We start from the raw sequence: 25,401 nt of genomic DNA on the forward strand, positions 1-25,401 counted from the left end.
CCTGCCCTTACAGATTCATATGCCGTGCGCGCGCGCCACGCTCAATCGCGGCCGCATGCAGCCGGTCGATCCGCAATTCGAACCGGATTTCTTCCAGCAGGCGCAATTCGGGTTGCGCCAGCTTGCCATCGGCGGCGGCCACATCGCAGGCCAGCGCATAGGCGGTTTCATGCAGCTTTTCCGGCAGGCTGTCGCGGATCAGGCCGAACAGCGCGTCCAGCCCGTCATCTTCCTCGAACAGGTCGAACACGGTCTGCGCCACTGTCTTGATGCGGTCTGCGTCATATTCGGCAAAAATGGGCAGGTGATTGACCAGCGCCTGAATGGCCACCAGTTCGGCTGTATCAAAATGCAGATCAGCCGCAGAAACTGCGATCATGACAGCAACAAGACTGTCTTGCGGGGAAAGCGGGTGGGGCTGGGGGCGCATTTCATGTCCTTCGGGATGGAATTGCCCATAGATTATTGACGCGGGCGCGCAGGGGCAATAGGAAGCGGGGCTGATATTTACCCCCCACAGAGAAGTGACACCGCCATGTCCCTGATGCGCGACGCTGCCCAAAACTCCAAAGCCTGGCCGTTTGAAGAGGCCCGCAAACTGGTTGCGCGCTATAAGGGCAAGATGCCGGAAAAGGGCTATGTGCTGTTTGAAACCGGCTATGGCCCCTCTGGCCTGCCGCATATCGGCACTTTTGGCGAAGTGGCGCGCACCACCATGATCCGCCGCGCCTTTGAAGAAATCAGCGATATTCCGACCCGTCTGATCTGCTTCTCGGATGATGTGGACGGCATGCGCAAAGTGCCCGAAAATGTGCCCGACCCTGTGGCCCTGCGCGAACATCTGCAAAAGCCGCTGACCTCGGTTCCTGATCCGTTCGGCACGCATGAAAGCTTTGGCCACCATAACAACGCCATGCTGCGCCGGTTTCTGGACACGTTCGGGTTTGAATATGAATTCATCTCGGCCACCGAGTTCTACAAATCCGGCCAGTTTGACGAGGTGTTGTTGCGCGCTGCAGAACGCTATGACGAGGTTATGGAGGTGATGCTGAAGTCCTTGCGCGACGAGCGCCAGCAGACCTATTCCATCTTCCTGCCCATCCACCCCGAAACGGGCCGCGTGCTATATGTGCCGATGAAGCATGTAGACGGCAAGAACGGCACCGTCACCTTTGATGACGAAGACGGGCGCGAATGGACGCTGCCGGTTACGGGCGGCAATGTGAAACTGCAATGGAAGCCCGATTTCGGCGCGCGCTGGGCCGCCCTCGATGTCGATTTCGAGATGTATGGCAAGGACCATTCCACCAACACGCCCATTTACGACCGCATCTGCGAAATCCTTGGCGGCAAAAAGCCCGAGCATTATGTCTATGAGCTGTTCCTTGACGAGAATGGCGAGAAGATCAGCAAATCCAAGGGCAACGGCCTGACGATTGACGAATGGCTGACCTATGCCAGCACGGAATCGCTGTCGTATTACATGTTCCTGAAGCCGCGCACGGCCAAGCGCCTGTCTTGGGATGTGATCCCCAAGGCGGTGGATGAATACCACCAGCAATTGCGCGCCTATCCCGACCAGACGCCGGACCAGCAGGCCGCCAACCCTGTCTGGCACATTCATGGCGGCCAGCCGCCTGCCTCTGGCATGGTGGTCAGTTTCTCGCTGCTATTGAACCTCGCATCCGTCGCGCGGGCACAGGACAAGGCCACACTGTGGGGCTTTATCCGCCAATACGCGCCCGAAGCCGCGCCAGACACCCACCCCGATCTGGATCAGGCGGCAGGGTTTGCCGTGCGCTATTTCCACGACTTCGTGGCCCCGACCCTGTCTTTCCGCGCCCCCACGGACGCAGAGCGCGCGGCACTGGCAGAGCTTGCCACCACCTTGCGCGAGGTTGCCCAAACGGGCCAGGTGCCTGCCGCCTATGCCGGCACGCTGGAGGCGCTGGATGACGAAGCCTTCATGACCATCGTGCGCGACACCGGCAAGGCGCATGGGTTCGACTCGCTGCGCGACTGGTTCAAGGTGCTGTATGAAGTGCTGCTTGGGTCATCTCAGGGGCCGCGCTGGGGCAGTTTCATCGCCCTTTACGGCGTGGCGGAAACGGTCGCGCTGATCGACAAGGGGCTGGCGGGCGAGTTGGGCGGCTGACTTCATGGCACCTATGGGTAGCGGGCGGCGCCCCTGCCCATAGGCCCGAAGTGATCCAGTCACCATAGACATGCGTAGCATTTCCATAAGGAGATGTGAGCATGCGCCAGACCCTTCTTGCCCTGAGCCTGTCCTTGTCCCTCGGGACCGTTGCCTACGCGCAGGACAACCCCATAGCCACCACCATAACCGACCAGATCGCCGCCTTTCAGGCCGATGATTTTGACACCGCTTTCAGCTATGCCAGCCCCAATATCAAACGCCTCTTCGGCACTCCCCAGCGGTTCGGGCAGATGGTGCGTGACGGCTACCCCATGGTGCACCGCCCCGCCGAGGTCACATTGCTGGACCAGCGCGACATGGGCGGGCAAGTGGTGCAACGCGTCATGATCCGCGACCAAAGCGGGCGTTTGCATATGCTGGCCTACCAGATGGTCGAAACCGATGATGGCTGGCAGATCAATGGTGTGCAACTGCTGCGCGCGCCCGAAACCGGTGCATAAGCGCAGCGCACGCTCCGCTTATCAGGGTTTAACGGCTTTTTTGTAAATCTTGTCTGATCCGGCTGGCCTGTCGCGCGGCACTTCCCGCCCGCGCGCCCCGCCAACCGCTTGGCTTGGATCGTTTGACAAGAGGATTTCCAACATGAACATGGCCGTGACTCAGGGGGTGGCGCTGATGCCGCCGCCCTTCTCCAACGGGTTGAATGTCTGGTCGCAGACAACAGGGCGTCCGGGCACCGACACCTATGCCAGCGCCGCTTTCGCGGCCTTTGTGCCAAGTGACCCCGATTTCGGGGGGTGTCTGGAAATCCAGAAAGCCTTTGCAACCACCCGCCTGCGCTGGATGGGCGAGGTGCCGATCCAGCCGGGGCGCTATCTGCGCATCCGCGCGCGGATCAAAGCCATCAGCGGTGTGTTGCCCGATGTTGCAGTGGCAGCATGGGCGGGCAGCGCTGCTGGCACGCAGGTGGGCGGGCTGACTTCCACCGGCCCTGTCACAACCCTGACGCAATACGGCACAATCACCGAGGTTTCGGCGATTGTCGGCACTGGCGCACGCGCGGGTGTCGATATGGTCTGGCCGCTTTCTGTCGCATTCGCCCATTTCGGGCTGGACCTGACAGGGCCAACCGGCGGCGTGGTGCGCATTGATGATCTTGTCATCGAGGATGTCACCAGCTTTTACACCACAGATGTGTTGGGCGTGGTCGATGTGCGCGATTTCGGCGCGGTGGGCAATGGCACGGCCGATGACCGCCCCGCCTTTGCCGCCGCGATTGCAGCGGCGGGGGCGCGGTCGCTTCTGGTGTCGGACGGGGCCTATTTCATCGGATCGGACCTGACGATTCCCATGCCTGTCGAATTTCGCGGCACATTGTCCATGCCCGCACCTGCGGTGCTGATTTTGCACAGGAATTTTGACCTTCCCAGCTATGCCGCAGCCTTTGGCACGGACGAGGCAGGCTTTCGCAAAGGGGTGCAGGGGCTGTTTCATACAAACCAGCATGTCACATTCGACCTGATGGGGCGGCGCGTGCTGCTATCGGCGCCGGTTGATGTGTTTGCGCTGGCGGGTTTCGACAACACCTCATCACGGCGGATCATTGCGAACGGGCAACTTGATGCGGTTGAAAGTGCGCAATGGGACACCCAGACCGTGACCCGCACAGCCAGCTATGCCCTGTCGCACCCCACGCGGCTAAGCAGCATTTCCAATGTCGCGGGGGTGCCGGTTGGCGCGCGGGTCAGTGGCGTGGGGGTCGGCCGCGAAGTCTATGTGCGCGCGCGCAGCACCGGCGCGGGGCGTGTCACACTTAGCCAGCCGCTGCATGGCGGGGCGGGCACGCAGCAATTCACCTTCGAGCGCTATCAATACATGCTCGATTTCTCGGGCTTCTCGGGGTTGCGCAATTTCGAGATGCATAATGTCGAATTTCGCTGCCGTGGCAGATGCTCGGCGGTTATGCTGCCCGAAGACGGGCGGATCATGCGTTTCATGAATTGCGATTTCGACCGCCCGCGCGACAGGGCCATCACCTCGATCGGGTTGGGGTGTCAGGGCATATGGATCGACCATTGCCAGTTTCGCAGCTCTCAACAACCGCTGGATGCGCAGGATCGCACAGTCATTGCCTTCAACGTCAACGGCAATGACGCGAAAATCCGTAACAACCGTGTCGTGCTCTGGGCGCATTTCGGGGTGATGAACGGGTCTGGCCATATCATCTCGGGCAATCATTTCTTTGCAGGCGACACCCAGTCGCAAGGTATCCGGCAAGCAGGGCTGGTGCTGACCAACAAGAATTCCAAATCAACCTTTTCGGGCAATTACATTGACAACTGCTTTCTGGAACTGACCAACGAGCACGATTCAGAGCCGGAACACAGCACAGGGTTTTCGTTTGGCGGGCTAAGTGTCGAGGGCAATATTTTCTATGCCATCGACGTGGCCCCTTGGTTCAGCTTTGTTGTGATCAAACCCTATGGGCCGGGGCATTTTCTGCAAGGGCTGATGATCTCGGGCAATGTGTTTCGCACCACAGGCGCGCGGATTGACCGCGCGGATAAGGTGGACACAACCTATGCTTCGCTTAATTTCGGCCGGTTTCGCAATGTGGTGTTCGAGAATAACGCCTATAACGGCATCGACTATCCTGCCGAAAGCCCGACCATTATCCTGCATGACCAGAATACCGACGCCAACAGCTGGACCATAAACACCGGCGACAAGCTGCCTTTCGGGGGCTGGGCGCGCACCGTGTCTTCTGTCGTGATGGAAACCGCCCCGCGCGATGCCAGCAACGCCATCCGCTATGACATGCCCTATGTGACGGTGCAGGAAGGTGTGAACAATGATCAGGTGCGGTTGCGCTGGCCGCAGGCCATGCGGGGGCGCGCGCTGGTGACAGTGCGGGTGGACCGCCCGCTATAGCGCGCCGTTTACCGCCAGAATTTCAGGCGCGCGATCAGGCCGGGCTGGCCGCCGCGCGTCTGTTCTGCATGGCGCTGTTGCACCGCGCGTTCAATCTCGCGCAGGATACGTTCGCGCTCGGCTTCGAAACGGGCCGAGTCGAGGTCGAAATAGCGCAGGCCATGTGCTGCGCAAAACTGTTTGATGTCAGCGCTGCGCCGGATCAGGCGGCGGGCGAATCGCAGCATTTCGTCATCTGACTTGCTTTGCTTGGTCCAACAGGCATTTTCCGCACGATAGGCCAGCAAATCGCGTTGCTTGGCTTCTGGTGTGTCGAACGCATAGCCAATGGCAAAAAACGCGATGCCGCGCGCATCGGCCCAAAGGGGCAATTCACAGGGCGCATCCATGATCCCTGTGCCATCGATCAGCACACCTTTGGGAAAGCGCAGCAGGATGCGGCGGTAGACATATTTCGCAATCCTGCGTTTCTCCCCCTCGGGGGCGTCCATATAGGTTTGGTTGCGAATCTGGTCGGTTCTCAGGTGGTAATACCCGCCCCGCAGCGCCACGCGCCGCGCCACTTTCGTCTTGCCGCAGCGCACGGCCCCACTGATCAGAACCGAAGGCAGATCGGGCCGTTGCGCCGCGCTGATTTTTTCAAACAGCCGGTCAAGGTAGCGGTCCAGCGCAACCTTGCGGCGCGCGGCATGTGCATCGGAAGGTGTAATCTGCCGTGTCGATGGGGGCATCGGCGGGCCGCCTTGAAAATTTCTTTGCACAAGTTTGCGCGCTCTGCCTGCGGGTTGCAAGCCCGTGCCGCGCGGGGGGGCGGTTTTCCCGGCCATCTGTGTGCCCCGGCCGCCCTGCCCCGCCGCTTGCGGTGCAGCACCGGACAAAAGCCACAGTCCGGCCACCGCGCCTGACATGTCTGACAAACTTGACAACACTGTTGACGAAAACGTGCGAATCAGTTTCTGTCTCTCAAGGGGGGCTTTGCTTTGCAAAAATTTCGCGGACTGTTTGCGCTGTCACATGAACCAGCCATCAGCAGGGTTTTCCCGTCTTGCACGAAATCCATTCACGCCACCCAAGGTGCAAAGCCTATGTTTTTGCACGAACTCTGCATTGCAGCGAAAATAACTTGACAAACTTTACCATCGATCTGTGAATAAATTTACAAGAAAAGCGTTTCTTTAAAAAAGTTACACTTTTCTTGACGAATGCGTTATACAAGCGGCGGGGAAGTATGACGTCGCGTCATTCTGGACGTCACAAATTCATCGGGGCGGGGCGTAACGGGCCTACCACCCCGTTACTGGAGGAGCATTTATGCCCGATATCTACCCGGCATCCGACGAATTCGTCGCGCAGGCACATGTCGATAGCGACATGTATGAGAAAATGTACGCTGCCTCGATTTCTGACCCAGACGCGTTCTGGGGCGAACATGGCAAGCGTATTGACTGGATCAAACCGTTTACCAAGGTCAAGAACACCACCTTCGAGCTTGGCAAAGTAGATATCAAATGGTTCGAGGATGGCACGCTGAACGTGTCCGCGAATTGCATTGACCGCCATGTGGCCACGCGTGGCGACCAGACCGCGATCATCTGGGAACCCGATGATCCCAAGACACCTTCGCAGCATATCACCTACCGCGAGTTGCTGGACCAGACCAGCCGCATGGCCAATGTGCTGAAAGCGCAGGGCGTGGAAAAGGGTGACCGCGTCATCATCTATCTGCCCATGATTCCCGAAGCGGCCTATGCGATGCTGGCTTGCGCGCGGATTGGCGCCATTCATTCCATCGTCTTCGCGGGCTTCTCGCCCGACGCATTGGCAGACCGGATAAATGGCAGCGGCGCGAAAGCCGTTATTACTGCCGACAGCGCGCCACGCGGTGGCCGCCGCACGCCGCTGAAAACCAACACTGACAAAGCGTTGCAGCATTGCTCGGACACGGTGAAATGCCTTGTGGTCAAGCATACGGGCGACCAGACCACTTGGGTCGATGGGCGCGATATCGATGTGCGCGCCGAAATGGCCGCCGCCAGCGCCGACTGCCCCCCTGCCGAAGTGGGGGCCGAAGACCCGCTGTTCATTCTCTATACCTCCGGGTCCACCGGCAAGCCCAAGGGCGTTGTGCATACATCGGGCGGCTATCTGGTCTATGCGTCGATGACGCAGCAAATGACCTTTGACTACCATGACGGCGATGTCTTCTGGTGCACCGCCGATGTGGGCTGGGTCACGGGACACAGCTATATCGTTTACGGCCCCTTGGCCAATGGTGCGACCACTGTGATGTTCGAGGGGGTTCCCACTTTCCCCGATGCGGGCCGGTTCTGGGAAGTGTGCGCCAAGCACAAGGTCAACCAGTTCTACACTGCCCCCACCGCCATTCGGGCGCTGATGGGTCAGGGCACGGAATGGGTGGAAAAGCACGACCTGTCCTCGCTGAAATTGCTGGGGTCTGTGGGCGAGCCGATCAACCCCGAAGCATGGAACTGGTATAACACCCATGTCGGCAAGGGCCGCTGCCCGATTGTCGATACATTCTGGCAGACGGAAACCGGCGGGCATATGATCACCTCGCTGCCCGGCGCGATCCCGAACAAGCCCGGTTCCGCCACCAAGCCGTTCTTCGGTGTCCAGCCCGAAGTTCTGGATGCCGCCACTGCCGAAGTGCAGACCGGCACTGTGGCCGAAGGGGTGCTGTGCATCAAGGACAGCTGGCCGGGGCAGATGCGCACCCTTTGGGGCGATCATGCGCGGTTCGAGGAAGCCTATTTCAGCCAGTATAAAGGCTATTACTTCACCGGCGACGGCTGTCGCCGCGATGAAGACGGCTATTACTGGATCACAGGCCGCGTGGATGATGTGATCAACGTATCCGGCCACCGCATGGGCACCGCCGAGGTTGAATCGGCGCTGGTCGCACATGAAGCCGTGGCCGAGGCCGCTGTGGTGGGCTACCCGCATGACATCAAGGGCCAGGGCATCTATGCCTATGTCACCTTGATGAATGACGTGGAGCCTTCGGAAGAGCTGCGCAAGGATCTGGTGAAATGGGTCCGTCAGGAAATTGGCCCGATTGCCAGCCCTGACCTGATCCAGTGGTCACCGGGCCTGCCCAAGACGCGCTCGGGCAAGATCATGCGCCGTATTCTGCGCAAGATTGCTGAAAATGATTATGGGGCGTTGGGCGATATCTCGACACTGGCAGAACCTGCGGTGGTCGATGATCTGATCGAAAACCGCATGAATCGGGCGTAAGAAAGATGGCTGACACAATGACACAAACTGCTGTTTTGATCCTGCTTGGCCCTCCGGGGGCAGGCAAGGGCACGCAAGCCCGTATGCTGGAAGAGAAATTCGGTCTGGTGCAACTCTCGACCGGCGATTTGCTGCGGGCGGCTGTGGCTGCGGGCACGGATGCGGGCCAACAGGCCAAAGCCGTGATGGAAGCGGGCGGGCTGGTCAGCGATGAAATCGTGCTGGCAATCCTGAAAGACCGCATGGCCGAGCCGGACACCCGCAAAGGCGCAATCCTCGACGGGTTCCCGCGCACGGCCAAACAGGCCGCCGCGCTGGACGCCTTGCTGGAGGAACAGGGCATGCGCCTTGGTGCCGCCATTTCGCTGGAAGTCGATGATGAAGCGATGGTCGAGCGTGTCTCGGGGCGCTACACCTGCGCAAATTGCGGCGAAGGCTATCATGACAGCTTCAAAAAGCCTGCGGTGGCGGGTGTCTGCGACAAATGCGGCAGTACCGATTTCAAGCGCCGCGCAGATGACAATGCCGAAACTGTTGGCGCGCGGCTGGCGGCCTATCACGAACAGACAGCACCGCTGATCACCTATTACGAGGGCAAAGGCGCGCTGAAACGCGTTGATGCGATGGGCGAGATTGACCGTATCGCGGGCGATCTGGCAGCCATCGTGGCCGAGGTGACCGCGTAAATATCCGGGAAACCGGTTTGGCACCACTTTGGTGCCCCAATGCAAGCGTTTCGAGGAGCGGCGCGTTTGTAGACACTGAAGGAATGCCTGCGGGCATGGGACAGTGAATAAGAGAGGAAGCCGCCCCATGACGGGGCGGCACTGGAGGAAACTGGGAGACGTCACATGTCAGACAAATCGACGGACGACTACTGGAAGGCCAATGTGCGCATCATCACCATCTGCATGGTGATCTGGGCGCTTGTGTCCTTCGGGTTCGGCATCGTTCTACGCCCGCTTTTGGCAGGCATTCCGGTCGGTGGTACCGATCTGGGCTTTTGGTTCGCGCAGCAAGGGTCCATGCTGACCTTCATCGCGCTGGTCTTTTATTACCGCGGCTACATGAACAAACTCGATGCCGAGTTTGGCGTGGAAGAATAAGGGCAGCTACGAGATGGATCAATTTGTAATCAACCTTATCTTCGTTGGCGGCTCTTTCGCGCTATATATTGGTATTGCGATCTGGGCGCGCGCTGGCTCGACGGCGGATTTCTACGCAGCATCGCGTGGCGTCAACCCGATCGTGAACGGCGCTGCCACGGCTGCTGACTGGATGTCGGCGGCAAGCTTTATCTCGATGGCCGGTCTGATTGCGGCTGTTGGCTATGGCAACTCGACCTTCCTTATGGGCTGGACGGGCGGCTATGTGATTTTGGCCCTGCTGCTTGCACCCTATCTGCGCAAGTTTGGCCGCTTTACTGTGCCTGACTTCATCGGCGACCGCTTCTACAGCCAGACCGCGCGCCTTGTGGCCGTGATCTCGCTTCTGGTTATGTCGATCACCTATGTTATCGGCCAGATGACCGGGGCTGCGGTTGCATTCTCGCGCTTTCTGGAAGTTGACAGCACGACAGGTCTGTTCATCGCATCGGCAGTTGTTTTCTGCTACGCGGTTCTGGGCGGCATGAAGGGCATCACCTACACCCAGCTTGCACAATATGTCGTGCTGATCATCGCCTATACCATTCCGGCGGTCTTCATCTCGCTGCAGCTGACAGGCAATGCACTGCCACAGTTGGGTCTGTTCTCTACGCATACAGCGACTGGCCAGCCTTTGCTGCAAACGCTGAACGAAGTGCTGATGGAACTGGGCTTCAACGACTATACGGGCAACCACGGGTCAACCTTCAACATGGTGCTGTTCACCCTGTCGCTGATGATCGGTACTGCCGGTCTGCCCCATGTTATCATCCGCTTCTTCACAGTTCCGAAAGTGGCTGATGCGCGGACATCTGCGGGTTGGGCGCTGGTTTTCATCGCGCTGCTTTACACTGTTGCCCCCGCTGTTGGTGCAATGGCGCGTCTGAACATCATCACCACGCTGTATCCTGATGGGGTGCAGGGCGAACCGCTGGCCTTTGATAACAAGCCTGACTGGATGCTGAACTGGGAACGCACAGGTCTGTTGCGTTTTGAGGACAAAAACGGCGATGGCCTGATCCAGTACTACAACGAAGCGAACCCGCCACAGCGTGCGATCGACGAAGGTTGGGAAGGCAATGAAATGGTGTTGTTCAACAATGACATCCTCGTTCTTGCCAACCCTGAAATTGCCAACCTTCCCGGTTGGGTGATTGGCCTGATCGCGGCAGGTGGTCTGGCGGCAGCGCTGTCCACTGCGGCAGGTCTGTTGCTGGCAATCTCGTCTGCGGTAAGCCATGACTTGATCAAGTCGATGATCAATCCGGGCATTTCGGAAAAGGGCGAATTGCTTGCCGCCCGTATTTCGATGGCCTTTGCGATTGCGCTGGCAACCTATCTGGGCCTCAACCCGCCGGGCTTTGCGGCGCAGGTGGTGGCGCTGGCCTTTGGTCTGGCAGCGGCGTCGCTGTTCCCGGCCATCATGATGGGCATCTTCTCGAAGAAGATGAACTCAGCAGGGGCGATTGCAGGTATGATCGTGGGTCTTGGCTCGACGGTTCTGTATATCTTCACCTATCTGGGCTGGTTCTTCATCCCCGGCACCAACATGCTGCCGAACACACCCGATAACTGGCTGTTCGGTATCTCGCCACTCAGCTTTGGCGCTGTTGGCGCGGCGCTGAACTTCATCGCAGCCTTTATCGTGATGAAGATGTCGGCTCCGGTTCCGGCAGAGATCGAAGCGCTGGTGGAATCGATCCGCGTGCCGAAAGGGTCCGGCGCGGCCGTCGATCACTGATCTGGCGCAAAGACACTGGCCTGCCCCCATGCTATGGGGGCAGGCCGCCCAAGACCGGGACGGTGCAATCAGGACAGCATGACATGAGCGCTGCGACCCTCAAGGTTCTTGAATTTCTGCAAAGCGTACATCCGTATGATTCACTGCCGCAGGACGAGTTGGCGCGTGTCGCCAGTTGCTTCGACCGCAGTGAGGTGCCTGCCGGCACTGTCATCTATACCGAGGGCGACCCTGTCGCAGGTGTCTGGCTGGTCAAATCCGGCACGGTCGAGGTGACAGACACCAATGGCGCGCTGGTCTCGATCCTGAGCCCGCGCAATTCCTTTGGCGAACGCGGGCTGCTGCGCGAGGGCCGCGCTGTGACCACAGCCACCGCCACCACCAATGCGGTACTGCTGTGCCTGCCGGGCGGCGAATTGCGCCACCTGATCGCCAATTTCCCTGCGTTCGAGCGGTTTTTCAGCCGCGGATCGCCCAGCGGCAAGCTGGGGCGGCAAAATGATCTGGCAACGCTGAAAGTGGCCGACCTGATGGCGCGCAAGCCTTTCAGTGCCACCCCCAACACCACGGCGCAGGATGCCGCCAAAATGATGCGCGAGCATCGGATTTCCTGCGTGCCCGTGGTCGAGGGCGAAAAGCTGGTGGGCATTGTCACCACCCGCGATCTGTCGGGCCGTGTGCTGGCCGAAGGCCGCGCCACCGACACCCCTTTATCGCAGGTGATGACCCCCGACCCCTTGTCGCTGTCGCCGCAATCGCTGGGGTCCGATATTCTGCATATGATGCTGGAGCACCGCATCGGGCATTTGCCTGTGGTGCGCGATGGCAAGCTGCTGGGCATGATCACCCAGACCGACCTGACCCGCTTTCAGGCCATCAGCTCTGGCCAGTTGGTGCGCGATGCGGCGGTTTCTGACACTTATGCCGATCTGGCCCATGTGACCGAACGCATCCCGCAACTGCTGGTGCAGCTGGTGGGCGCGCATAATGCCCATGATGTGGTCACGCGCCTGATTACCGATATTGCCGATACTGTCACCCGCCGCCTGTTGAAACTGGGCGAGGAGAAGCTGGGGCCACCACCTGTGCCCTATCTGTGGGCGGCCTGCGGATCGCAAGGGCGGCAGGAACAGACCGGCGTCAGCGACCAAGACAATTGCATCATTATAGATGACAGCGTCACCCCCGATGACATGCCCTATTTTGCCGAACTGGCGCGGTTTGTGTCCGACGGGCTGGATGCGGCGGGCTATTTCTATTGCCCCGGCGACATGATGGCGACCAACCCGCGCTGGTGCCAGCCGGTCAGGGCATGGCGGCGCTATTTCCAGGGCTGGATCAAGACCCCCTCGCCCGAGGCGCAGATGCTGGCCTCTGTCATGTTCGACCTGCGCCCCATTGGCGGGCAAGTCAGCCTGTTTCGGGATTTGCAGGACGAAACCCTTGCCGCCGCTGCCAAAAACTCGATCTTTGTGGCGCATATGATCTCGAACTCTATCAAGCATGCGCCGCCTTTGGGGCTGTTGCGCGGCTTTGCGACCATCCGCTCGGGCGAGCATAAGAACCATGTCGATATGAAACTGGGCGGCGTTGTGCCTGTGACAGATCTGGGCCGCGTCTATGCCCTGCGCGGGCGGATCACGGCGGCCAATACCCGCGCGCGCCTGCTGGCGGCTGAGGAGCAAGGCATCATCTCTGTCTCGGGGGCGCGCGACCTGATCGAGGCTTATGACCTGATCGCCGATCTGCGGCTGGAGAATCAGGCCAGTCTGGTGCGCATGGGCCGCAAGCCTGACAATTTTCTTGCCCCCTCGGACCTGTCGGATTTTGAACGCAGCCATCTGCGCGACGCTTTTGTTGTTGTGCGCACCATGCAATCCGCAATCGGCCAGATGGCCGGAACTCTCGGCTGAAAGGAAAAAACAGCTAATGCTATTGGAATTTCTGGCAGTAATCGTGGCGGGGTTTGGCGGCGGCGGGACTGCCATGATCGTGAACCGATTCAGCGGTCGGCGCCTGCCGGAAGCCTTTACGCCCTTCAGCGTTGCTGCGGGCATGCTGGCTATGGTCGTGTATCTGGAATATTCTTGGGCTGACCGCTTCGAGGCAGGATTGCCCGACGAGGTTGTGATCGTCAGCAAGAACCAGCAGCAATCGTGGTTCCGGCCATGGACCTATGTGGTGCCCCTGACCAACCGCATGATTGCCGTCGATAACCGCATCCGCCAGCGCAATCGGGACAACCCCGATCTGGTGCTGACAGGGGTTATTTTGCAGGAACGCTGGGCGCTGACAATGGGTTTTAAATCCATGTTCGATTGCGCCAATGCCCGGCGCGCCGACCTGACCGAAGGCACGAGACTGGATGAAGGGGGAATTCCAGTCTCGGCAGAGTGGTACTCACTCGCGCCGGATGACCGTTTTCTGACAATCGCTTGTGGAGGAGGAGCGCATGGAGGAGTCGTCGGAGAAAGCTGATATCCTTGTTGTCGAGGATGAGGACAACATCGCCATCGCCCTGAACTATCTGCTGACGCGCGAGGGGTATAACCAGACGCGGCTGGCCACTGGCGCAGGCGCGGTCGAGATGATCCGCACGCAAAAGCCCGATCTGGTGCTGCTGGATGTCATGCTGCCCGAAGTTTCGGGCTATGAAATCTGCCAGACCGTGCGCGCGGACCCGGAATGCGCCGATGTGCGCATTCTGATGATGACCGCGCGCGGATCAGCAATGGAGCGGCGCAAGGGGCTGGCCATGGGGGCGGATGGTTTCATCTCGAAACCGTTCGAGTTGAAGGAATTGCGCGAACAGGTGCGCAAGATTCTGGCTGGTGATCTGGACACAGCGCCGCATGAAGGAATTGCGGATGCTTGAACGCCTGAGCCTGCGCATTCGCATTTTGCTGTTTTTCGTGCTGCTGGCTGTCGGGGCTGTCGCGGCGATGATGGCGGGCGGCTGGCTGGTGCTGTCGCGCAGCGAGGCGCCGGGCCTTGCGGGGCCAATGCTGCAGGCCGGCATATTGGGCGGGTTCCTGATTGTGTTTCTGGTCACCGGCATCTGGTATCTGTTCGACACCCATGTTGCGCGCGCCATTGACAGCCTTGCCAACGCCATCCGCACCCGCGCCCATACCGATGTCAGCGATGATATCGGGCGCGAGAAGGACCGCGCCAGATATCTGGGCGATCTAGCCCCTGCCGCCTCCGAGATGACACGCTCGCTGGCGCAGACCCGCTCGGCGCTGGCGGAATCGGTGGCGCGCGAAACCTCGCGCCTGTCTGCCGAGAAAGCGCGGCTGGAAAAGCTGCTGGCCGATGTGCCTGTGGCGGTGTTGCTGTGCACTGCCGATTACCAGCTGGCCTTTTACAACGGGCAGGCCGTTACCATTCTGGAAGCGGGCGGTGCCCCCGGACTGGACCGCAACCTGCTGGATTACCTGCGCGAAGGCCCTGTGCGCCACGCCTATGAACGCCTTAGCAAACTCAACGACCCCGATGCCGCATCGGACCTGATCTGCGCCACAACCGGCACGGGCCGCCTGTTGTCAGGGCGCATGCGCGTGTTGCGGCGCACTGACAATATCCAGCGTCCGGGCTTTGTGCTGACCCTGCGCGACGTGACCGCAGACCTTGCCACCCATGCCGCGCGCGAGGCGCTGCTGGACGAAGTGTTTGACCGTGTGCGCAGGCCCGCTGCAAATCTGCAAACCGTCATTGGCGTCATCTCGGAAGATGCCGGTATGGCACAGGCCCAAGACCTGATGGCCGCGCTTTTGTCAGAGGTGCAGACCCTGACCGCCGCCATCACCGATCTGGGCAAGCGCTATGACGAAGGGCGCAGCGACTGGCGGCCCATGGGCCAGACCCGTGCCCAAGACCTGATGGACGGGGTCAGCGCCCAATTTGCCGTGCTGGGGCTGGAGATTGAAACAGACGGTCCCGACCTGATGCTGACCTGTGACGGGTTTGAACTGGCCCTGTTCTTCCGCTGGCTGGGCGAGAAGCTGGCCAAAACCGGACATGGCGGCAATTTCCGCCTGTGTCTGGCCGAAGAAGACGGGCCGGGCGCTGTCTTCGATATGATGTGGCAGGGCGAGGCGCTGCCTGTGGGCGTGCTGGATGACTGGCTGGCAGAGCCGCTGGATGCCGACCTGCCCGACCTGACGCCGCGCGCGGTGCTGAATGCGCATGCCACCGAAGCCTGGACAGAAACCCGCGCCGATGGCTGGTTTGCTGTGCGCATGCCCATACCCAATGCCCGCCGCGCCACCCGCAGGCCCGCCCCGATTGACCGCGAAGTGGTCTATGATTTCGACCTGCTGTCCAAGGAACGCAACGCCGAAGTGCTGGAAAGCCGGCTTGAAGACCTGACCTATGTGGTTTTCGACACCGAAACCACGGGCCTGACCCCCTCTAGCGACGAGATCGTGCAAATCGCTGCGGTGCGTCTGGTGAACGGCAGGCGCGTGCGGCGAGAGGTGTTTGACACGCTGGTAGACCCCAAACGCGCCATCCCCCAAAGCTCGACCGAGGTGCATGGCATTACCGAAGATATGGTCAAGGGTGCGCCCACAATGGCCGAAGCGGGGAAGCGCTTTCACGAATTTGCGCGCGGTGCGGTGCTGATTGCGCATAACGCGCCCTTCGACATGGAATTTCTGCGCCGCCATGAAAAAGATATTGGGGCAAGTTTCGATCATCCGGTGCTGGATACGGTTTTGCTGTCGGCTGTCGTCTATGGGCAGTTGGAACAGCATTCCCTGGACGCGCTGACAGCACGGCTGGGCATTACCATTCCAGAGGAAGCGCGCCATACCGCCATCGGCGATACTGTCGCCACAGCCGATGCGTTCCTGAAGCTGATTCCCATGCTGAAGGCGCGCGGGCTGAACACCTTTGGCGATGTCCTGACCGAAGTGCGCCGCCATGGCCGCCTGCTCAAAGACCTCAACACCAGCTCCTAGCGCAAAGCGGCTGGGGCCATTGACCATGCGCTTTGGGCCGGGGCCACGCGCAACAGCACTGAGGTTTTTCAGGCTGCGTCAGGCCCCTTAACCGATACTTAAGAAATATCCCCTATTCTGGTCTGGCCAGTTCCGGTTCACTCAGGGGGTCAAGAATGACGCAGGCCGCATTATTGGGGATCACCATCTGCCTGACTTCGGCGCTGGTCGTGCTGGGCGCACTTGCAATTTTCACAGGGCTGTCGCGCCCCAAACGTGCTGCGGACATCCGGTTTGATGCAACCGATCACGATGTGGTTTTCATTTTCCGCGAAAGTGAACTTGTCGATGGCTCGGATGCCGCGCGCGCGCTTCTGGCCACGCTGCCTGTGCCGGAACACACCCTTGCCAAACCTTCTGATCTGGCGGTTCTGATGCAGTATCTTTGCGCGCGCTTTGCCGGTGTACAGGAAAAACTTGGCACGCTTGCGCATTCGGGCGGGTGGGATTTGCCCTCTCATACCGGCGACGGGCTGATACTCCGCGCGCGGTTTCACAAAGGACTGACACAGTTGCGCCTGACCGATACCTCGGATGACGGGGCGTTGCTGGTGATTGACCGCCTTAGCCATGATGCGCAGCAAAAAGAACTGAAAACCCTGCGCGCTGTGGTGTGCAACCTGCCAACACTGGTTTGGAAAACAGATGAATATGGCAATATCATCTGGGCAAATGCGGCCTATATCGGCGCACTTCGTGGTGTTGAAGGGGCTGATCTGGCACTGGTCTGGCCCCTGCCTGACCTGTTTTCCAACACCACCGCGCAGACCGAAGACCGCCTTGCCTTCGAGAAACAGGGCCGGACCCACTGGTTCGCGCATAGCCAGATCGAAGATGGCGGGCATGTCACCCATTTCGCAACCCCGATAGATGCCGCCGTGCAATCCGAAGCGGCACGGCGCGAAACTGTCCAGACCCTGACACGCACCTTTGCCTGCCTGCCCATCGGGCTGGCGCTGTTCGATGCAGACCGGCGCTTGCAGGTTTTCAACCCTGCGCTGGTCGATCTGACAGGGCTAGAGCCGCTGTTTCTGGCCGCGCGCCCCAGTTTCGAGCAGGTTTTATACGCCATGCGCGAAAACCGCATGCTGCCAGAGCCTAAAAACTTCAATTCATGGCGCGCTGACATTCTGGACATGGAGAAAGCGTCGGAAAATGGCAGCTACGCCGAAGAATGGTGTCTGGAAGGGGGGCGCACCTATCTTGTTACCGGACGCCCGCAACCCAACGGCGCCATTGCCCTGTTCCTTCAGGACATCACGAGTGAGGCGACACTGGCGCGCAGCTTCCGCGCCGAGATTGAAACCGCGCATAAGGTTCTGGACCGGCTGGATGAGGGAATCGCCGTTTTCAGCCTAAGCGGGCAGGCAGTGCTGGCAAATGCAACCTATGTCCGGCTGTGGCAAACAGACCCTTGCGCCGATCTGGCCGATGCGGGCCTGTCACAGGCGCTGGCCCAATGGGCAGCGCGGTGCGAGCCGACACAATTCTGGGCGCGCCTTGCAGAATTCATCTCCACGCAGACGGGTCAGGACCAGATCACCGGCACCATTGCCTTGCGCACGGGTCTGCCCCTGAATGTGACCGCCAGCCGCGTCAGCGGCGGCAGCCTGATGCTGCGCTTTCAAGATGCCAGTGCCGCCGCTGCGCATGCGCATTCTGACAGGCTGCGCCGCCCCGATCTGGCTGGCCCGCCCGCCGATGACATGGACCAAGACGCGCTACCGCCCCCGCCGCTTGCGCCCCGCAAACCCCGCAGCGCGCGCCATACCGGCACCAGATTGCGCGCCTGATGGAAAGGGTAAGGACCACAGCCGCGATTGCACCGTCAGCGCGCCGCCGCCAGCACGCCCGCCACATCGATATGCGCCTCGACATGGTCGGCCAGAGCATCCAGCGCCTGTGCGACCAGCGTGCCATGGTTCAGTCCGCCTGCGGCAATGCCCAGCCCTGCCAGATACTGCGCACGAAACCTGTCGGACGCGAACAGCCCGTGCAGATAGGTGCCGGTGATCCGCCCGTCGGGGGAAATCGCACCTTCCTGCGCGCCGCCCACATGGGCGAAGGGGCGCGCGCGGTCGGGGCCTGTGGTGCGCCCGATATGGATTTCATAGCCCGCCACCTCCAGCCCTGTGGCCGCGTGCTGCGCCTGCACCCGCGTCAGGCGCTTGTCGGGCGTCATGGTCGTCTCGACCTCCAGCAGGCCCAGTCCCGCCATGTCACCGGCTGGCCCCTCGATCCCGTCAGGGTCGCGCACAAGCTGGCCCAGCATCTGATACCCGCCGCAAATGCCCAGAACATGCCCGCCGCGCCGGATATGGGCCTGCAAGTCTATATCCCAGCCCTGAGCGCGCAAAAACGCCAGATCGCCGCGCGTCGATTTCGACCCCGGCAAAATGACCAGCCGCGCATCGCCCGGAATTGCCGCGCCCGCGCGCACGATCACCAGATCGACATTCGGCTCACTTGCAAGCGGGTCCAGATCGTCGAAATTGGCAATCCGCGAAAAGGCCAGACAGGCGACCTTGACGCCGCCGCCTGTGGGCGCAGAGGCCAGATCCTGCGCATCCTCGGCGGGCAGCAGATGGGCGCGGTCAAACCACGGCACCACACCAAAGCCGCGCCAGCCCGTGCGGGCCGCGATATAGTCATATCCGTCATCGAACAGGCGCGGATCGCCCCGAAACTTGTTGATGATGAACCCCGCAACCATGGCGGCATCATCTTGGTCGATCACGGCCTGCGTGCCCACCACCTGCGCAATCACGCCGCCCCGGTCTATGTCGCCCACCAGCACAACCGGCACATCTGCCGCGCGCGCAAAGCCCATATTGGCAATATCACCCGCCCGCAGGTTCACTTCGGCCGGGCTGCCTGCCCCTTCGACAATGACCAGATCATGGGCCGCGCGCAGCCTTTGGAAACTGTCCAGCACCGCCCCCATCAGCTGCGGCTTCAGGCGCGCGTAATCGCGCGCCATTGCGGTGGTCAGGCGCTTGCCTTGCACAACAACCTGTGCGCCACGCTCGCTTTCGGGTTTCAGCAGGACGGGGTTCATATCGGTCACCGGCTCCAGCCCGCAGGCCATGGCCTGCAACGCCTGCGCGCGCCCGATCTCGCCGCCATCGGCGGTGACAGCGGCATTGTTCGACATGTTCTGCGGCTTGAACGGGGCCACACGCAGCCCCCGCCGCACGGCCGCGCGACACAGCCCTGCGACAAGCATGGATTTCCCCACATTCGAGCCGCAACCCTGAATCATTATGGCTGTCATATCCTAACCCACCTGCACCGCTTGCGGCGAAACACTGCCTCGGCGCACCCGAAAAGAGAAGCGGCGAATCTCTCGCCTGCGCCGCGTCCTGCATATCTGGAAAAGTTGGTGCGGGTGGTCGGAGTCGAACCGACACTCCTTGCGGAAAGGGTGTTTGAGACCCTCGCGTCTACCATTCCGCCACACCCGCACAACTTGCGCGTCTTTAGCGCGGAATTTTCCCCTCTGCAACTGGTCAAACGCGGCTTGGCGCAGATTTGCGACAGGTGTCAATCGGTCAAAACCCATGAAGATTGACCTTTTCCAAGAAATAGCTTATGAGCCGTGCCTGTGCTGCCTTTGGGTGGCATATCCGCTCGCGGGGCGTAGTAGCAAAGCGTCCCTGAACCGATCGCGGCCCGATGCCGTATCAAATGGACGCATATGACCCAATTCTCTGATCTGAAGCTGGACCCGAAGGTCCTGAAAGCCATTGCCGAAGCTGGCTATACCACGCCGACCCCGATTCAGGCGCAAGCCATACCCCACGCGCTTGAAGGGCGCGATGTGCTGGGAATCGCGCAGACCGGAACAGGCAAAACTGCCTCTTTCACGCTGCCGCTGATCACGCGTCTGGGCCGTGGGCGCGCGCGCGCGCGTATGCCGCGCAGCCTTGTGCTGGCGCCCACGCGCGAGCTGGCCGCGCAGGTGGCCGAGAATTTCGACACCTATGCCAAACACACCCGCCTGACCAAGGCGCTGCTGATCGGCGGCGTGGCCTTTGGGGAACAGGACAAGCTGATTGACCGCGGTGTGGATGTGCTGATTGCCACACCGGGCCGGTTGCTGGACCATTTCGAGCGCGGCAAACTGTTGCTGACCGGCGTTGAAGTCATGGTTGTGGACGAAGCTGACCGTATGCTGGATATGGGGTTCATCCCCGATATTGAACGCATCTTTGGCCTGACGCCCTTTACCCGCCAAACATTTTTCTATTCGGCCACAATGGCCCCCGAGATCGAGCGGATCACCAACACCTTCCTGTCAAACCCCGCGCGGATCGAGATTGCGCGGCAGGCCACTGCGTCTGAAACCATAACGCAGGAACTGATCGAGCTGCCCGCCACGCGCCGCGATGGGGCCGCCAAGATCAAGCGTGAAGCCTTGCGCGCGATTATCGAAGCCGAAGGCGACAAGCTGGAAAACGCGATCATCTTTTGCAACCGCAAGGTCGAGGTGGATATTCTGGCCAAGTCGCTGACCAAGCACAAACTTGACGCGGCCCCCATTCATGGCGATCTGGACCAATCCTTGCGCACCCGCACGCTAGAGCGGTTTCGCGCAGGCGAATTGCGCCTGCTGATCGCGTCGGATGTGGCGGCGCGGGGGCTGGATGTGCCTTCGGTCAGCCATGTGTTCAATTTCGACCTGCCATCGCACCCTGAAGATTATGTGCACCGCATCGGGCGCACAGGGCGCGCAGGGCGTTCGGGCAAGGCAGTGTCGCTGATGGTGCCTGCCGACAAGAAATATCTGGATGCGATCGAGCAGCTTTTGCAGCGCGAATTGCCGCGCGGCACGGCCCCGCAGCTGGATATCGGCAAACCCGTGGCAGAGCCGGAAGCGGCGAAAGACGCCGCCCCACGGCGCGCGCATTCTGTGTCGAAAGCGAAAGCCGCCGCACCTGCGCCCACACCAGAGCCTGCAGCGGCACCAGCCGAAGTGGCGAGCGACACCAAAGAGACGCAGAACGCCAATCTGTACAATCTGGACACCGCCAAAGCCCCGCGCGGCGGGCGCGGCCAGTCGCGGCAGCGGCAAGACAATCGCGGCAACGACAACCGTGGTGCTGTGGTTGGAATGGGCGACCATGTACCCGATTTCCTGCTGCGCGAATTCCGCATCGCCTAAGCGCTACCAGATCACGCATAGCAAAAGCCGCACCTTTCGGGGTGCGGCTTTTGCATGTTGCAGGGCCGTTACCGATACAGCAGCGACACTTTGTTATGAAACAGGTGTATCTTGGACGGGTCGGCCTTCAGCTTGACCTTGCGGCCCTTGAGGTCGGTGTGAATACCCGCCAGCTTGGCCAGCACAGGGGCTGCGCCTGCGGTATCGGGCTTGAAATACAGCACCGTCAATTCGCCCAAGGCTTCCAGCAATTCCACCTCGCCTGCATAGAGGAAATCTTCCCCTTCGGTGGCGACCATATCTTCGGGGCGCGCACCGACATTGACCTTGATCCCCATATCCGCGTCGGTTGTGGGAATGTCCGCCACCGCAGTGCCACCGCCATCCAGTTGCACATGCGTTTGTGCCCCCGTCCTGACCACCTTGCCCGGCAACAGGTTCATGGCGGGCGAGCCGATGAATTGCGCGACGAATTCGCCATTGGGGCGTTCATACAATTCCAGCGGTGTGCCGACCTGCGCAATCCCGCCGCCCGCCAATACGACAATGCGGCTGGCCAGTGTCATCGCTTCGACCTGGTCATGGGTCACATAGACCATGGTCGAATTGGGCATCGATTCTTTCAGCTTCGCAATCTCGATGCGGGTGGCCACGCGCAACGCCGCGTCAAGGTTCGAGAGCGGTTCATCAAACAGATACACTTTCGGGTCGCGCACGATGGAGCGGCCAATCGCCACCCGCTGGCGCTGCCCGCCCGATAGCGCCTTGGGCAAACGGTCCAGATAGGGGCCAAGTTGCAGGATTTCCGCTGCGCGGTTCACCGCTGCGTCAATCTCGGATTTCGACTTTTTGGCGATTTTCAGCGCGAAGGACATGTTGTCGCGCACCGTCATATGCGGATACAGCGCATAAGATTGAAACACCATGGCGATCCCGCGCTGCGATGGCGGGATGTCATTGACGACCATCCCGTCAATCTGCAACTCGCCTGCCGTGATCTTTTCCAGACCGGCGATCATGCGCAAAAGTGTGGATTTGCCGCAACCCGACGGGCCGACGAACACGATCAATTCGCCCTGTTTGATATCAAGGTTGATATCGGACAAGACCTTAACCTCGCCATATGCCTTTTCGACATCGGTCAGCTTCAGATCGGCCATGATGCCTCCTCCCTTTTCGTGTTATCTTTTAACGACCAGACAGGGCTGCCAAGGCCCAAGATGCACCAGCCCGTCTTCTCCCGGGCCAGAGCTGTTCAGTTCCTGCCCGATCGTGACCCAGTTCCCCTCTGGCAAATACAGGGTGGCTGGCTCGTGGCTGAGGTTGAAGGCGCAGAACAACTCCTCTCCCGCCTCCTCGCGGAAGAAAGACAGCACCTCGCCCGAGACATGCAGGTTGCGCATACTGCCGCGCGCAAGGGCGCGATGCGCCTGACGGAACGCAATGGCGCGGCGGTAATGGTGCAGCAGCGCATCGGGGGCGCGTTCCTGCGCATCCACCGCCAGCCCCAGATGGTCGCGCGCGACAGGCAACCACGGTTTGCCGCCCGAAAAACCGCCATTCTGGTTGTCTGCTGTCCAGACCATTGGCGTGCGGCACCCGTCGCGGCCCTTGTATTCGGGCCAGAACTGAATGCCATAAGGGTCTTGCAAATCGTCAAAGTGCAACTCTGCTTCTTGCAGGCCCAACTCCTCGCCCTGATACAGGCAGACCGACCCGCGCAGGCACATCATCAGCGTGGCATAGGCGCGCGAGGCTGCCGGAGACAGGTTCCAGCGCGAAATGTGGCGCATGACATCATGGTTGGAAAATGCCCAGCACGCCCAGCCGTCAGGGGCGACATGGTCCATATGGCGCAGCACAGCCGCCACCCGTGCCGCTGAAGGGGCATCGGGGGCCAGAAATTCGAACGCGTAGCACATCTGCACCTTGTCGCCGCCAGAGGTGTATTCGCCAAGAATCTCCAGCCCGCGCTGCGCATCGCCCACTTCGCCCACGGCGGCGGCGTCATACATATCCATCACCGCGCGGAAGCGGCGCAGGAATTCCAGATTCTCGGGGCGGTTCTTGTCGTAGAGGTGTTCTTGGTGGTTATACGGGTTCACCGCAGGCGCGATCGAGGCATTACGCCGCTCTGGTGGCAGGGGCGGGTTGTCGCGCAGGTCATAGTCATGGACATAGAAATTGATCGTATCCAGACGGAAGCCATTGACCCCGCGTTCCAGCCAGAAGCGCGCGATGTTCAGCAATTCATCCTGCACGGCGGGTTCGTGAAAGTTCAGGTCCGGCTGTGACGACAGGAAGTTATGCAGGTAATATTGCAGGCGCGTCGCATCCCATGCCCAGGCCGAGCCGCCGAAAATCGACAGCCAGTTATTGGGCGGGGTGCCATCGGGTTTGGCGTCGGCCCAGACATACCAGTTCGATTTCGGGTTATCGCGGCTTGCGCGGCTTTCCTTGAACCACGGGTGCTGGTCCGAGGAATGCGACAATACCAGATCGATCAACACCTTGATGCCCAGTTTATGCGCCGTGGCCACCAGCGCGTCAAAATCCGACAAGGTGCCGAACATCGGGTCTACATCGCAGTAATCCGACACATCATAGCCAAAATCCTTCATCGGAGAGGTGAAGAAAGGGCTGATCCAGATGACATCGACACCAAGGCTGGCGATATAGGGCAAGCGCTCCATGATGCCGCGCAGATCGCCGATACCGTCGCCATTGCTGTCCTGAAAGCTGCGGGGGTAGATCTGATAGATCACCGCGCCACGCCACCAGTCGGGGTAAAGCTCCAGCCCGTGAGAGGGCTGCAACAAGGGTTGTGCAGTCACGTTATTTGTCCTTATTTGACAGAGCCAGCCAGAAGGCCGCGCACCAGATAGCGTTGCATTGTGAAGAAGACGACCAGCGGCACCGCGATAGACACAAAGGCCGCAGTCGCCAGAATGCCCCAATCCCCCCCGCGTGACCCCAGCAGGTCATCCGCGATCTTCACTGTCATGACCTGAGATTCCGCCCCAGAGGGCAAGAAGACTTTTGCCACCAGCAGGTCATTCCATGTCCAGAGGAACTGGAAAATGGCGAAAGAGGCAAGTGCCGGAAAACTGAGCGGCAGAATGATGCGCACGAAAATCTGAAAGTCGGTTGCGCCATCGACCTTGGCCGATTCGATAATGTCGCGCGGCAGCCCGACCATGTAATTTCGCAGCAAATACACCGCCAGCGGCAGGCCAAAGCCCGTATGCGCCAGCCAGATGCCAAGAAAACTCTGCCCGATGCCAATATTGGTATGCAGCGTCAGAAGCGGCACCAGCGCAAGCTGCAAGGGCACAACCAGCAGCCCCACCACAGCCGCGATCAACAGCCCACGGCCCGGAAAATCCATCCATGCCAGCGCATAGGCGGCAAAGGCTGCAATCAGGATCGGGATGATCGTGGCAGGGATGGTCACAGTCAGCGTGTTGATGAAGGCGCGGTCCATGCCATCTGCGCGCAGGACTGTATCGTAATTGGCAAGCGTGAATCGCGGCGGTGTTCGGGCCTCGAAATACAGGGTTGGGCCGCGCGTCACCTCCTCGGGCGATTCGATGCGATAGCTGCCATCGCGGTTGACGACAACAGTACCGCCGCCGCGCAGTTCTGACACCTCGCCCGCTGGAAATTCCGCAGGATCAACCGCGCGCGTGCCATAAGCGGCCACCACCCCTGTCGCATCGGGAAAACGGCCAGACAGGCTGGGGTCGGCAAAGACATTGCCTTCAAGGATGAAAGTGCCGTTTTCTTCGCGCGCACCATCCGCCGCAACGCGGGCGCGGAAATTCAGGTCGACCGCGAAAGGGGCCTGCCACCAGCCGGAATTGGAAATCTGGTCGCGGTCGCGGAAGGACGACACGAACAGCCCGATGGTGGGCAACAGCCACAGCAGCACCAGAATGATAACTGTAATATTGACCGCAAGCTTGCTGCCCTGATTTTGTCCTGCAATATTGTCCATCTCT

The 25,401-nt window shown here is 60.4% G+C and carries 19 protein-coding genes and 1 tRNA gene; 13 read left to right on the forward strand and 7 right to left on the reverse strand.

Annotated elements, in window-relative coordinates:
• Positions 1–7: 7 nt before the first annotated feature.
• On the reverse strand, positions 8–430 hold the full coding sequence (locus tag BG455_RS03690) for a tellurite resistance TerB family protein (protein WP_071468616.1): 423 nt from the start codon (positions 428–430) through the stop codon (positions 8–10).
• Between the two features lie 105 nt (positions 431–535).
• Here BG455_RS03690 and BG455_RS03695 point away from each other — a divergent pair, with 105 nt between their 5' ends.
• The 3 genes from BG455_RS03695 to BG455_RS03705 all read left to right on the forward strand — a co-directional run bounded on the left by BG455_RS03695 (position 536) and on the right by BG455_RS03705 (position 5,089).
• On the forward strand, positions 536–2,155 hold the full coding sequence (locus BG455_RS03695) for a lysine--tRNA ligase (RefSeq protein ID WP_071468617.1): 1,620 nt from the start codon (positions 536–538) through the stop codon (positions 2,153–2,155).
• Between the two features lie 101 nt (positions 2,156–2,256).
• On the forward strand, positions 2,257–2,658 hold the full coding sequence (locus BG455_RS03700) for a DUF4864 domain-containing protein (RefSeq protein WP_071468618.1): 402 nt from the start codon (positions 2,257–2,259) through the stop codon (positions 2,656–2,658).
• 142 nt (positions 2,659–2,800) lie between these two features.
• Positions 2,801–5,089 carry a hypothetical protein gene (locus BG455_RS03705; RefSeq protein WP_071468619.1) on the forward strand — a complete coding sequence of 763 codons (2,289 nt, stop codon included), beginning with the start codon at positions 2,801–2,803 and terminating at the stop codon, positions 5,087–5,089.
• A gap of 8 nt (positions 5,090–5,097) precedes the next feature.
• Here BG455_RS03705 and BG455_RS03710 read toward each other — a convergent pair whose 3' ends face one another.
• The gene (locus BG455_RS03710; RefSeq protein WP_143079871.1) at positions 5,098–5,820 is read right to left on the reverse strand and encodes an ATP-binding protein; all 723 of its coding nucleotides are present in this window, start codon (positions 5,818–5,820) and stop codon (positions 5,098–5,100) included.
• Between the two features lie 580 nt (positions 5,821–6,400).
• Between BG455_RS03710 and acs the strand changes: the two genes are divergently transcribed.
• From acs to BG455_RS03755, 9 genes are all read left to right on the forward strand, one after another.
• Positions 6,401–8,347, forward strand: a complete 1,947-nt coding sequence (gene acs / locus BG455_RS03715) for an acetate--CoA ligase (protein WP_071468621.1) — start codon at positions 6,401–6,403, stop codon at positions 8,345–8,347.
• 5 nt (positions 8,348–8,352) lie between these two features.
• Complete coding sequence (locus BG455_RS03720) at positions 8,353–9,033, forward strand: adenylate kinase (RefSeq protein WP_071468622.1); 681 nt, start codon at positions 8,353–8,355, stop codon at positions 9,031–9,033.
• Between the two features lie 165 nt (positions 9,034–9,198).
• Positions 9,199–9,453 (forward strand): DUF4212 domain-containing protein, encoded by a 255-nt coding sequence (locus BG455_RS03725; protein ID WP_071468623.1) that lies wholly within the window; start codon positions 9,199–9,201, stop codon positions 9,451–9,453.
• Between the two features lie 13 nt (positions 9,454–9,466).
• Entirely contained in the window at positions 9,467–11,233 is a 1,767-nt protein-coding gene (locus BG455_RS03730; protein WP_071468624.1) for a sodium:solute symporter family protein, read from the forward strand.
• 83 nt (positions 11,234–11,316) lie between these two features.
• A complete protein-coding gene (locus tag BG455_RS03735) occupies positions 11,317–13,146 on the forward strand; it encodes a DUF294 nucleotidyltransferase-like domain-containing protein (RefSeq protein WP_071468625.1) in 1,830 nt (609 codons plus the stop codon).
• Positions 13,147–13,162: 16 nt separating this feature from the next.
• A complete protein-coding gene (locus BG455_RS03740; RefSeq protein ID WP_071468626.1) occupies positions 13,163–13,711 on the forward strand; it encodes a hypothetical protein in 549 nt (182 codons plus the stop codon).
• The gene (locus BG455_RS03745) at positions 13,686–14,108 is read left to right on the forward strand and encodes a response regulator transcription factor (RefSeq protein WP_071468627.1); all 423 of its coding nucleotides are present in this window, start codon (positions 13,686–13,688) and stop codon (positions 14,106–14,108) included. The genes BG455_RS03740 and BG455_RS03745 overlap by 26 nt, the downstream gene beginning before the upstream one ends.
• Complete coding sequence (locus BG455_RS03750) at positions 14,101–16,197, forward strand: 3'-5' exonuclease (protein ID WP_071468758.1); 2,097 nt, start codon at positions 14,101–14,103, stop codon at positions 16,195–16,197. The genes BG455_RS03745 and BG455_RS03750 overlap by 8 nt, the downstream gene beginning before the upstream one ends.
• A gap of 155 nt (positions 16,198–16,352) precedes the next feature.
• On the forward strand, positions 16,353–18,029 hold the full coding sequence (locus tag BG455_RS03755) for a PAS-domain containing protein (RefSeq protein WP_071468628.1): 1,677 nt from the start codon (positions 16,353–16,355) through the stop codon (positions 18,027–18,029).
• A gap of 35 nt (positions 18,030–18,064) precedes the next feature.
• On the opposite strand, the gene BG455_RS03760 is transcribed toward BG455_RS03755, so the two are convergent.
• Entirely contained in the window at positions 18,065–19,510 is a 1,446-nt protein-coding gene (locus BG455_RS03760; protein WP_071468629.1) for a cobyric acid synthase, read from the reverse strand.
• Between the two features lie 106 nt (positions 19,511–19,616).
• Positions 19,617–19,700: transfer RNA gene (locus tag BG455_RS03765), tRNA-Leu, on the reverse strand.
• Between the two features lie 233 nt (positions 19,701–19,933).
• On the opposite strand from BG455_RS03765, the gene BG455_RS03770 reads away from it, so the two are divergent.
• Entirely contained in the window at positions 19,934–21,400 is a 1,467-nt protein-coding gene (locus BG455_RS03770; RefSeq protein ID WP_071468630.1) for a DEAD/DEAH box helicase, read from the forward strand.
• Positions 21,401–21,468: 68 nt separating this feature from the next.
• On the opposite strand, the gene BG455_RS03775 is transcribed toward BG455_RS03770, so the two are convergent.
• Genes BG455_RS03775 through BG455_RS03785 form a run of 3 tightly spaced genes read right to left on the reverse strand, consistent with a single transcriptional unit; the run spans position 21,469 to position 25,397 of the window.
• On the reverse strand, positions 21,469–22,560 hold the full coding sequence (locus tag BG455_RS03775; RefSeq protein WP_071468631.1) for an ABC transporter ATP-binding protein: 1,092 nt from the start codon (positions 22,558–22,560) through the stop codon (positions 21,469–21,471).
• 21 nt (positions 22,561–22,581) lie between these two features.
• Positions 22,582–24,234 carry a beta-galactosidase BglA gene (bglA, locus tag BG455_RS03780; RefSeq protein WP_425438712.1) on the reverse strand — a complete coding sequence of 551 codons (1,653 nt, stop codon included), beginning with the start codon at positions 24,232–24,234 and terminating at the stop codon, positions 22,582–22,584.
• 11 nt (positions 24,235–24,245) lie between these two features.
• Positions 24,246–25,397: a carbohydrate ABC transporter permease gene (locus BG455_RS03785; protein ID WP_071468632.1), complete on the reverse strand. Its 1,152-nt coding sequence runs from the start codon at positions 25,395–25,397 to the stop codon at positions 24,246–24,248.
• Positions 25,398–25,401 lie beyond the last annotated feature (4 nt).

Origin of the sequence: Roseinatronobacter thiooxidans, assembly GCF_001870675.1 — a bacterium.
In the GTDB taxonomy this organism is placed as follows: domain Bacteria; phylum Pseudomonadota; class Alphaproteobacteria; order Rhodobacterales; family Rhodobacteraceae; genus Roseinatronobacter; species Roseinatronobacter thiooxidans.